General features: G+C 72.0%; 1 protein-coding gene. It reads left to right on the plus strand.

Going from position 1 to position 11,108, the window contains the following annotated elements; all coding sequences use genetic code 11:
- Positions 1-12: 12 nt before the first annotated feature.
- The gene (locus tag ACIGYR_RS03120; protein WP_399605306.1) at positions 13-11,100 is read left to right on the plus strand and encodes a type I polyketide synthase; all 11,088 of its coding nucleotides are present in this window, start codon (positions 13-15) and stop codon (positions 11,098-11,100) included.
- Positions 11,101-11,108 lie beyond the last annotated feature (8 nt).

Genomic DNA, 11,108 nt, shown 5'->3' on the forward strand with positions numbered 1-11,108 from the left:
GGGCGGGACTAAGTGTCGAACGAAGAGAAGCTTGTCGAGTATCTGAAGCGGGTCATGGCCGATCTGCGTCAGACACAGCGCCGCCTTCGTGATGTCGAGGACAAGGCCCAGGAGCCGATCGCGATCGTCGGGATGAGCTGCCGCTTCCCCGGCGGTGTGAGCTCGCCCGAAGAGCTGTGGAAGCTGCTTGCCGACGGCGGCGACGCCGTGGCCCAGTTCCCGGACGACCGGGGCTGGGACCTCGCCGCCCTGTACGACCCGGACCCGGACCGGGCCGGCACCTCGTACGTCAAGGAAGGCGCCTTCCTGTCCGACGCGGGCGCCTTCGACCCGGCGTTCTTCGGCGTGTCGCCACGCGAGGCGCTGGCGATGGACCCGCAGCAGCGGCTGCTGCTGGAGACCAGCTGGGAGGCGATGGAACGAGCCGGCATCGCACCCGCCTCGGTGCGCGGCAGCAAGGCGGGCGTCTTCATCGGCACCAATGGCCAGGACTACATCGAGGCCCTGCGCCAGGCTCCGAAGGGAGTCGAGGGCTACCTGGCCACCAGCAGCGCGGCCAGCGTGATGTCCGGCAGGCTCTCGTACACCTTCGGCTTCGAGGGCCCCGCCGTGACGGTGGACACCGCCTGCTCGTCTTCGCTGGTCGCCCTGCACCTGGCCGTGCAGTCCCTCCGCCAGGGCGAGTGCTCGGTGGCCTTCGCCGGCGGCGTGACGGTGATGACGACACCCGGACTCTTCGTGGAGTTCAGCCGGCAGCGGGGCCTTGCCCCTGACGGCCGCTGCAAGGCGTTCGCGGCCGGTGCGGATGGCACCGGCTGGGGCGAGGGCGTGGGCATGCTGCTGCTGGAGCGGCTCTCCGACGCGCAGCGCAACGGACACCCCGTCCTCGCTGTGGTCCGCGGCTCCGCCGTCAACCAGGACGGCACCAGCAGCGGCCTGACAGTGCCCAACGGCATCTCCCAACAGCGGGTGATCCTCCAGGCACTGGCGAACGCCCACCTGTCCTCGGCCGAGATCGACGCCGTCGAGGCGCACGGTACGGGCACGACCCTGGGTGACCCCATCGAGGCGACGGCGCTGTTGGCGACGTACGGCCAGGACCGGCCGGAGGACCGTCCGCTGCTGCTGGGCTCGGTGAAGTCGAACATCGGTCACACGCAGGCGGCGGCCGGTGTGGCTGGTGTGATGAAGATGGTGCTGGCGATGCGGCACGGTGTGCTGCCGCGGACGCTGCACGTGGACGAGCCGTCACCGCATGTGGACTGGTCGGCCGGTAACCTGCGGCTGCTGACCGAGGCCACGTCGTGGCCGGAGACCGAGGAACCGCGCCGGGCGGGTGTGTCGGCGTTCGGCGTGAGCGGTACCAACGCGCACGTGATCCTGGAGCAGGCTCCTGTTTCCGTTCCGGAGGAGGAGCCGGCTGAGGCTGTGGTGGCGCCGGTGGTGGTGCCGTGGGTGGTGTCGGCGAAGTCCGAGGCCGCGCTGCGGGGTCAGGCGCAGCGGCTGGCGGCGTCCGTGGGTGGGCTGTCTCCGGTCGATGTCGGTCTGTCGCTGGTGAGCGGTCGTTCGGTGTTCGAGCATCGGGCTGTGGTGCTGGGTGATCTGGTCGGTGGGCTGGAGGCACTGGCCGAGGGCCGTGAGGTCGCGGGTGTGGTGCGGGGGAGCGCGAGCGGTGCCGATGGCCGTGCCGTGTTCGTCTTCCCCGGTCAGGGTTCGCAGTGGCTGGGCATGGCCGCCGAACTTCTTGATTCCTCACCGGTGTTCGCGCAGCGGATCGGTGAGTGTGCGGCGGCTCTCGCGCCGTTCGTGGACTGGTCGCTGAGCGACGTCCTGCGCGGTGACGGTGGTGACGGCTGGCTGGAGCAGGTCGATGTCGTGCAGCCGGTGTTGTGGGCTGTGATGGTCTCGCTGGCCGAGGTGTGGCGGTCCTACGGTGTCGAGCCCGCGGCCGTGATCGGTCATTCGCAGGGTGAGATCGCCGCTGCCGTGGTTGCTGGTGCCCTGTCGCTCCAGGACGCGGCGAAGGTCGTGGCTCTGCGGAGCAAGGCCATCCGGGCGCTGTCCGGGCGCGGTGGCATGGTGTCCGTCTCCCTGGGTCTGGAGGCCGTCGAGGAGCGGCTGTCGGCGTGGAGCGGTCGTCTGGCGGTCGCGGCGGTCAACGGCCCGTCCGTCGTGGTCGTTTCCGGTGACGCGGACGCCCTGGACGAACTCCTCGCGGGTTGTGAGGCGGAGGGTGTGCGGGCTCGCCGGGTCGCGGTGGACTACGCCTCGCACTGCTCGCATGTGGAGGAGATAGAGGACGTTCTCCTGCGTGAGCTGGCGGGGATCGCCCCGCAGGCCGCTTCGGTGCCGTTCTACTCCACGGTGACGGCTGAGGTGTTGGACACCACCGCTCTGGACGCGGGCTACTGGTATCGCAACCTGCGCCACACCGTGCGTTTCGCGGAGACCGTACGTGCTCTGCTGGACGACGGTTTCCGTCTGTTCATCGAGTCCAGCGCGCATCCGGTGCTGACGATGGGCATCGAGCAGACCGCCGAGTCCCACACCAACTCCCTCGTTACGACCGTGGGTTCGCTGCGCCGTGACGAGGGTGGCCTGCTCCGTTTCCTCACCTCGGCCGCCGAGGCGTTCGTCGGTGGTGCGGTCGTCGACTGGGCGGCGGTGTTCGAGGGCACCGGCGCCCGGCGCGTCGACCTGCCCACCTACGCCTTCCAGCACCAGCACTACTGGCTCAAGTCACCCGCCTCCCGCGTCGGTGATGTGACCGCCGTCGGTCTCGGGTCGGCGGATCACCCCTTGCTGGGCGCGGTGGTCTCCCTGGCGGACGCGAATGGACTGGTGCTGACCGGCCGGTTGGCGCTGGCGGCTCAGCCCTGGCTGGCTGACCACCTCGTGCTGGGGAGGGTCGTCGTACCGGGGACCGCGTTCGTGGAGCTGGCGCTGCGGGCTGCGGACGCGGCAGGGTGCCGGAGTCTGGAGGAGCTGACGCTCCAGGCACCGTTGGTGTTGCCGGAGGACGGCGCGATACAGGTACAGGTCGTCGTAGGGGGTACGGACGATCCGGACCGCCGTGAGGTGGGCGTGTACTCCCGCGTCGAGGGTGACGACGAGGAAGCCTGGACCTGCCACGCCCGAGGTGTACTGAGCACGGCCGACGCCGAAGTGCTGGCCGAGGCGGACGAGTTGGCCGTCTGGCCGCCGGCCGGATCCGCCGCGCTCACGGTGGACGGCCTGTACGAACAGCTGGCCGCGCTCGGACTTGAGTACGGGCCGGTCTTCCGCGGCGTGCGGGCGGCCTGGCGGCGCGACGACGACGTGTTCGCCGAAGTCGCCCTCCCGGAGGAGCAGTGGGCGGAGGGGGAACGCTACGGAATTCACCCGGCCTTGCTGGACGCCGCATTGCATGTGACCGGCGTCTCCCATCTGACCGGTCAGGACGCGCGTGATGCCGGCGACGCCGAGGAGCCGGGCGCGGCACGGCTGCCGTTCGCGTGGAGCGGGGTCTCCCTGCACGCCACGGGCGCGAGCACGCTCCGGGTACGCCTGTCCAGGACGGGACCGGATGGCGTGTCGGTGCTGGCGGCCGACGTGACCGGGGCACCGGTGGCGTCCGTCGGCTCGCTGGTGGGTCGCCCTGTCTCGCCGGAGCTGCTCGACAGCGCCGCGACGCGGTCGACACCGGATTCGCTGTTCGCGGTCCGCTGGGAGGCGCTCCAGGCCGTGCCCGAGACGGCGGCCGCGGATGACTGGGCGGTGCTCGGTACGAACCCCTCGGGCACCAGGGCCGCACACGAATCGGCCGGGTCGCCGGTGCCGTCGCTCGACCGGCTGCCCTCGAACGCGGCGGAGGACGTCCCCCGGATCGTGCTCCTGCCGTGCTTCGCCCCGGTCGGTGTGGAGGGGGAAGAGGCGAAGGACCTGGCCGCCGCCACGCGCGAGCTGACGCACCGGGCCCTGCGCGCCGTACAGGACTGGCTCGGCAGCGCGGCAGCCGACTCCTCGAGGCTGGTCTTCCTCACCCGGGGTGCGGTGGCCACCGCACCCGGCGAGGATGTGCCGGACCCGGCGGCGGCTGCCGTGTGGGGCCTGGTCCGATCCGCGCAGACGGAACACCCGGACCGGTTCCACTTGGTCGACCTCGACGCCGTGCCCGACCTCGGCACCGGCCCCGACATCTGGAGCGGTGCCGCCGGCGCGGCCCTCGCGGCCCTCACCGCCGACGAGCCCCAGATCGCCGTACGTGCGGGCGAGTTCCGCGCTCCCCGGCTGGTCAGGACGGCGTCCGCGTCGACGACGGCCGGACCGACCGACCCGTGGAACACCGACGGGACGGTACTGATCACCGGAGCGAGCGGCGTACTGGGCGGCCTGGTCGCCCGCCACTTGGCCGCCGAACACGGTGTACGGCGCCTCGTGCTGCTGTCGCGCCGGGGCGAAGCCGCCCCGGGGGCACCGGAACTGGCTGCGGACCTGGCCGCGTTGGGCGCGGAGGGCGTGTTCGAGGTCTGCGACGTGACGGACCGCGAAGCACTGGCCGGCGTGCTGGCACGCATCCCCCAGGACATGCCCCTGCGCGGGGTGGTGCACGCGGCGGGTGCGCTGGACGACGGCGTGGTGGACGCCCTCACGCCCGAGCGCGTGGACTCCGTACTGCGCCCGAAGGTGGACGCGGCCCTGCTCCTGCACGAACTCACCCGGGACCTCGACCTGTCGGCATTCGTGCTCTTCTCCTCCGCCGCGGCGACGTTCGGCGCGGCCGGACAGGCCAACTACGCGGCGGCCAACGCCTTCCTGGACGCCCTGGCGGCGCACCGCCACGCCCAGGGCCTGCCGGCGGTCTCGCTGGCCTGGGGCTTCTGGGCCGAACGCAGCGAGATGACCGGCCACCTGGCCGACACCGACCTCGCAAGGATGGCCCGCGGGGGCGTCGTACCGCTGTCGTCGCAAGAAGGACTGGCCCTCTTCGACGCGGCGATCGCCGCGGGCGAGGCACTGCTGGTGCCCGTACGGCTCGCCGGCACGGTGCTGCGGGGCGGGAACGGCCCCGTACCGCCGCTGCTGCGCCGACTCGTGCGTACGACCGCGCGGCGCACGGCGGCAGCGTCCACGACCGCGGCCGGTGCGGCTGACGGCCTCGCAGGCGATCTGGCCGGACTGCCGGAGGCCGAGCGGGAGCAGGTCGTACTGGACCTGGTACGCACCCACGTGGGCGCCGTCCTGGGCTATGGACCGGGCGACGAGGTCGCGGCCGACCGCGCCTTCCGCGAACTCGGATTCGACTCGTTGACGGCGGTGGAACTGCGCAACCGGCTCAACGCGGCGACCGGCCTGCGGCTGCCGGCCACGCTCGTGTTCGACTACCCGACAGCCGCCGGGCTCGCCCGCCACCTGCTGACGGAGCTGACGGCGGCCGGTGGCGCGGATGGCGGCACCGTGCGCGCGGCGCTCCCGGCCACCCGACGGGGGACGGCGGTGGACGAGCCGATCGCGATCGTGGCGATGAGCTGCCGTTACCCCGGCGGCATACGCACCCCCGAGGACCTCTGGTCCCTGCTCACCAGGGGCGGCGACGCCATGGCCGCGTTCCCGGACGACCGTGGCTGGGACCTGGAGGCGCTGTACCACCCGGATCCCGAGCACAAGGGCACGGCGTACGCCCGTGAGGGTGGTTTCCTCTACGACGCGGCTGATTTCGATCCGGGGTTCTTCGGTATCTCGCCGCGTGAGGCGTTGGCGATGGACCCGCAGCAGAGGCTGTTGCTGGAGACGTCGTGGGAGGCGTTGGAGCGGGCGGGTATCGATCCGGCGTCGGTGCGCGGCAGCCAGACCGGAGTCTTCGCCGGGATCATGCACCACGACTACGGCTCCTTGTCCGTCCCGGAGGGCGTCGAGGGCTACATCGGCAACGGCACCGCCGGCAGCATCGCTTCAGGTCGCATCTCGTACACGTTCGGGTTCGAGGGTCCCGCGGTGACGGTGGACACGGCCTGCTCGTCCTCGCTGGTCGCGCTGCACCTGGCGGTGCAGTCGCTGCGGCAGGGTGAGTGCTCGCTGGCGCTGGCCGGCGGTGTGACCGTCATGGCGACGCCGGCGCTGTTCGTGGAGTTCAGCCGGCAGCGTGGTCTCGCCCCCGACGGCCGCTGCAAGGCGTTCGCGGGCGGCGCGGACGGCACCGGTTTCTCCGAGGGTGCGGGCATGCTGCTGCTGGAGCGGCTGTCGGACGCACGCCGCAACGGTCACCGGGTGCTGGCGGTGGTGCGTGGTTCGGCCGTCAACCAGGATGGCGCGAGCAACGGTCTCACGGCGCCGAACGGTCCCTCGCAGCAGCGGGTGATCCGTTCCGCGCTGGCGAGTGCGGGTCTCTCCACTGACCAGGTGGATGTGGTGGAGGCGCACGGTACGGGCACGAAGCTGGGTGACCCGATCGAGGCGCAGGCACTGTTGGCGACGTACGGCCAGGACCGGCCGGAGGACCGTCCGCTGTGGCTGGGCTCGATCAAGTCGAACATCGGCCACACGCAGGCCGCGGCCGGTGTGGCTGGTGTGATGAAGATGGTTCTCGCCATGAGGCACGGGCTGGTGCCGCGGACGCTGCACGTGGACGAGCCGTCACCGCACGTCGACTGGACGCTGGGTTCCGTAGAGCTGGTGACCGAGACGACGCCGTGGCCGGAGACGGGCCGCCCTCGCCGAGCCGGTGTGTCCTCGTTCGGCGCCAGCGGAACGAACGCGCACGTCGTCCTGGAGCACACGCCCGCACCGGACACGGTTGCCGACGAGCGCGCCGAAGCTGAACCGCCGTTGGTGCCGTGGGTGGTGTCGGCGAAGTCCGAGGCCGCGCTGCGGGGGCAGGCGGAGCGGTTGGCTGCGTCCGCGACGGGCGACGTGTCGCCGGTGGATGTCGGGTTCTCGCTCGTTGCGGCTCGGTCGGTGTTCGAGTACCGGGCTGTGGTGCTGGCGGGTGAGCGGGCTGGTTTTGAGGCTGGTTTGGCTGCGTTGGTGGCGGGTGAGCCGGCTGCTGGTGTGGTGCGGGGGCAGGTGGCGTCGGGGAAGCTGGCGGTGCTTTTCTCCGGTCAGGGCAGTCAGCGTGTGGGGATGGGCCGGGGGCTGTATGAGGCGTTCCCGGTGTTCGCCGAGGCCTTTGATGAGGTGTGCGGGCGGTTCGACGCGTTGTTGGAGCGTCCGTTGCGTGAGGTCGTCTTCGGGGACGGCGAGGCGTTGGATGCGACGGCTTATACGCAGTGTGGTCTGTTCGCGTTGGAGGTTGCGCTTTACCGTCTGCTCTCGTCGTGGGGTGTGACGCCTGATGTGGTGGGTGGGCATTCGATCGGTGAGGTCGCTGCGGCGTTCGTGGCGGGGGTGTGGTCGCTGGAGGATGCGTGTGTGTTGGTGGCGGCGCGCGGCCGTTTGATGCAGGCACTGCCGTCGGGTGGGGCGATGCTCGCGGTGGAGGCGGACGAGGCGTCTGTCCGGGCTGTGTTGGCGGGGCGTGCCGAGGTGGACGTGGCCGCGGTCAACGGTCCGTCGGCTGTGGTGGTTTCCGGGGCTGAAGCGGTTGTCGCGGAGCTGGAGCAGGTGTGGCGGGCCGAGGGGCGGCGAGTGCGCCGGCTGCGGGTGTCGCATGCGTTCCACTCGCCGTTGATGGAGCCGATGCTGGCCGAGTTCCGGCAGGTGGCCGAGCGGCTGACCTACAGCGCTCCGCGGATTGCGTTGGTGTCGAATCTGACGGGTGGGCTTGCCGGTGCGGGTGAGGTGTGTGATCCGGAGTATTGGGTGCGGCATGTGCGGGAGGCGGTCCGTTTCGCCGACGGTGTCACCCAGCTGACCACCCAGAACGTGTCCGTGTGCCTGGAGCTGGGTCCGGACGGTGTGCTGTCCGGTATGGGGCAGGAAACTGCTGCCGACGTGTCGTTCGTGCCGGTGCTGCGTAAGGACCGGGACGACGTCGGCTCGCTGTTGGAGGCGTTGGCGCGGGTCTATGTCCAGGGCCAGGACGTGGACTGGGCCGCCTACCTCGCGCCGTACGGTCCCCGGCAGGTGGAGCTGCCCACCTACGCCTTCCAACGAGACCGGTACTGGCTGGAGGCGGCACCGTCCGCCGGCGATGTCGCCTCGGTCGGTCTGGGCGCGGCGGAACACCCCTTGCTCGGTGCGGCCGTGACGCTGCCCGACTCCGACGGTTGCCTGTTCACCGGCCGACTGTCCGCGCGTACGCAGCCGTGGCTGGCGGATCACGCGGTGCTGGGCGCCGTGCTGGTCCCGGGGACCGCCTTCGTGGACCTGGCTCTGCACGCCGGTGCCCGGTTCGGTTGCACGCGGGTCGACGACCTGGTGCTGGAGGCCCCGCTGGTCCTGCCCGAGACCGGCGGGGTCCAGCTCCAGGTCGTCGTCGGCGGACCGGACGACAAGGGCGGACGCCCGGTCAGCGTGTACGCGCGACAGGAGTCCGGCGACCCGGACCAGCCGTGGACGCGGCACGTCGGCGCTGTCGTGACCAAGGGTGCCGCCGAGGTGGCGGAGTCGGTGTCGGACGAGCCGGGAGTGTGGCCGCCGGCCGGGGCCGAGGCGCTGGACATCGAGGGCATGTACGAGCGGTTCGCGCTGGGCGGGCTGGCGTACGGGCCGGTGTTCCAGGGGGTACGGGCGGCCTGGCGACGCGGTGCCGAAGTGTTCGCCGAGGTCGCGCTGCCGCAGGAGCACACGGCGGAGGCCGTGCGCTTCGGACTCCACCCGGCGCTGTTGGACGCGGCCATGCACGTGGCCGGTCCGGGGGGCCTGACCGAGCCGGGTGGCGAGGATCGGGACCAGATCCGGCTGCCGTTCGTCTGGAACGGCGTCTGCCTGTACGCCACCGGCGCGAGCACGCTCCGGGTACGGCTCTCGTCCGCCGGCGCCGACGGTGTGTCCGCGGTCGTGGCGGACGAGTCCGGCCGGCTGGTGGCCTCTGTGGGCGAACTGGTGACGCGCCCCGTCACGGCCGAGCAGATCGACACCGCCCGGGGTGCTGCCCTGCGCGAGTCCCTCTTCCGGTTGGACTGGCAGGCCATGCCACTCCCGAAGACCGACGCGCCCTCGGCCCTTCGTTGTGCCGTGGTCGGCGAACCCGACGAGGCCGGTCTGGCCGCGTGCCTGCGGTCGGGCGGCTGGGAGGTGGCCACGCACGCGGACCTGAAGAGCCTGGGCGAGGCCCATACCGGCTCGCACGCGCAGGGCAACGGTGACTCCCTCCCGGAGTGGGTGTTCCTCCCCGCGCCGGGTGCTCTCGGCACCGGCACGGGCGAGGGCGAGCGGCTGCGGTCGGCGGTGGCGGGGACGCTGGCGTGGGTGCAGGACTGGCTGGCGGACGACCGCTTCGCCGATGCGCGCCTGGTGATCGTCACCCAAGGGGCGGTGAACACCTCGCCACTCGCCGCGGACCCTGCCGAGCAGGTCGTGCGTGACGCGGTCGGAGCCGCCGTCTGGGGCCTGGTGCGCTCGGCGCAGGCAGAGCACCCCGACCGGTTGTTCCTCCTCGACACCGACGATCCGGCCGAGGCCGCGTCGGCGCCCGTGGCCGCCGCCCTCGCCGCGGGCGAGCCGCAGTTGGCCGCTCGCGCCGGACGCGTGCTGGTGCCCAGGCTCATCCGCGCCACGGAGACCGGACCGACCACGGAGAGCGGACCGACCGCGAAGACCGGACCGACCACGGAGAGCGGGCCGACTGCGAAGACCGGCTCGTCCATGGTTGCCGGACCGGCCGCGACCTGGGACCCGCGAGGCACCGTGCTGATCACCGGCGCCAGTGGCACGCTGGCCGGTCTCGTGGCCCGGCACCTCGTGGCGGAGCACGGGATACGGCACCTGCTGCTGCTCAGCCGCAGGGGCGCCGAGGCGGACGGCGCGGCGGAACTGACAACCCAACTCGTCGCCGCGGGGGCCTCGGTGACCTGGGCCGCCTGTGACGCGGCGGACCGCGACGCCCTCGGCGCGGTGCTCGCGGCCGTCCCCGCCGAACACCCGCTGAAGGGTGTGGTGCACGCGGCGGCCGTGCTGGACGACGGCGTCGTCACCTCGCTGACCTCCCAGCGCATCGCCGCGGTGCTGCGCCCGAAGGCGGAGGCGGCTGCCGTCCTCGACGAGCTGACGGCCGACGCGGACGTCACCGCGTTCGTGCTGTTCTCCTCCGTGGCGGGCACGCTGGGAGCCGCCGGGCAGGGCAACTACGCCGCCGCGAACGCGTTCCTCGACGCACTCGTCACCAGGCGCCGCGCCCAGGGCCTGCCCGCTCTGTCGCTGGCCTGGGGGCTGTGGGAGCAGCGCAGCGCGCTGACCGGCGGCTTGGGCGAGGCGGACCAGCGACGCATGGCAGGCATCGGACTCGGTGGACTGCCGACGGCCGACGGACTCGCGCTGTTCGACGCCTGCTGCGCGGGCGACGCCCCGGTGGTCGCCCCGATGCGGCTCGATGTGGCGGCCGTACGAGCGTCGGTCCGGGACAGTGGCGGTGAAGTTCCCCACGTGCTGCGAGAGTTGGTCCGGGTGCTGCCCGGGCAGCGGCAGGCCGGGGAGGCCGCCGGAACAGCAGCGGCAGGTCTGCGGGAACGGCTGGCCGGTGTGCCGGCGACGGAAGGCGAACGCATCGTGCTGGACGCCGTACGCCGCAATGTCGCGGCTGTACTCGGCCACGGCGGCATGGAGACCGTGGAACCGGCGCGCGCCTTCAAGGACTTCGGATTCGACTCCCTGACAGCGGTGGAACTGCGCAACCGGCTCAACGCGATCACCGGACGACGCCTGCCCGCCACCCTCGTGTTCGACTATCCGACACCGACGGCCCTGGCCGGCTTCCTGTACCAGGAGCTGGCCCCTCAGGGCGCGCTCGGCGGCGACGCCGGCGACGTGCCCGTGTCGGTGGGCCTCGACCGGCTCGAAGCCGGGCTGTCGGCCATGACCTTGGAGGAGATCGGCCGCACCGACGTGATCGAGCGGCTGCGCACCCTCCTCGCGAAGTACGGCGACACCCAGGAAGGAACGGAAAGCGCCGATCTCGCCGAGCAACTCGAATCGGCGACGGACGGCGACCTCTTCAGGATGGTGGACGATCTCGGACTCAGCTGAACCGGACG

The sequence above is a fragment of the Streptomyces sp. NPDC053076 genome (genome assembly GCF_044546845.1).
Lineage (GTDB): Bacteria > Actinomycetota > Actinomycetes > Streptomycetales > Streptomycetaceae > Streptomyces.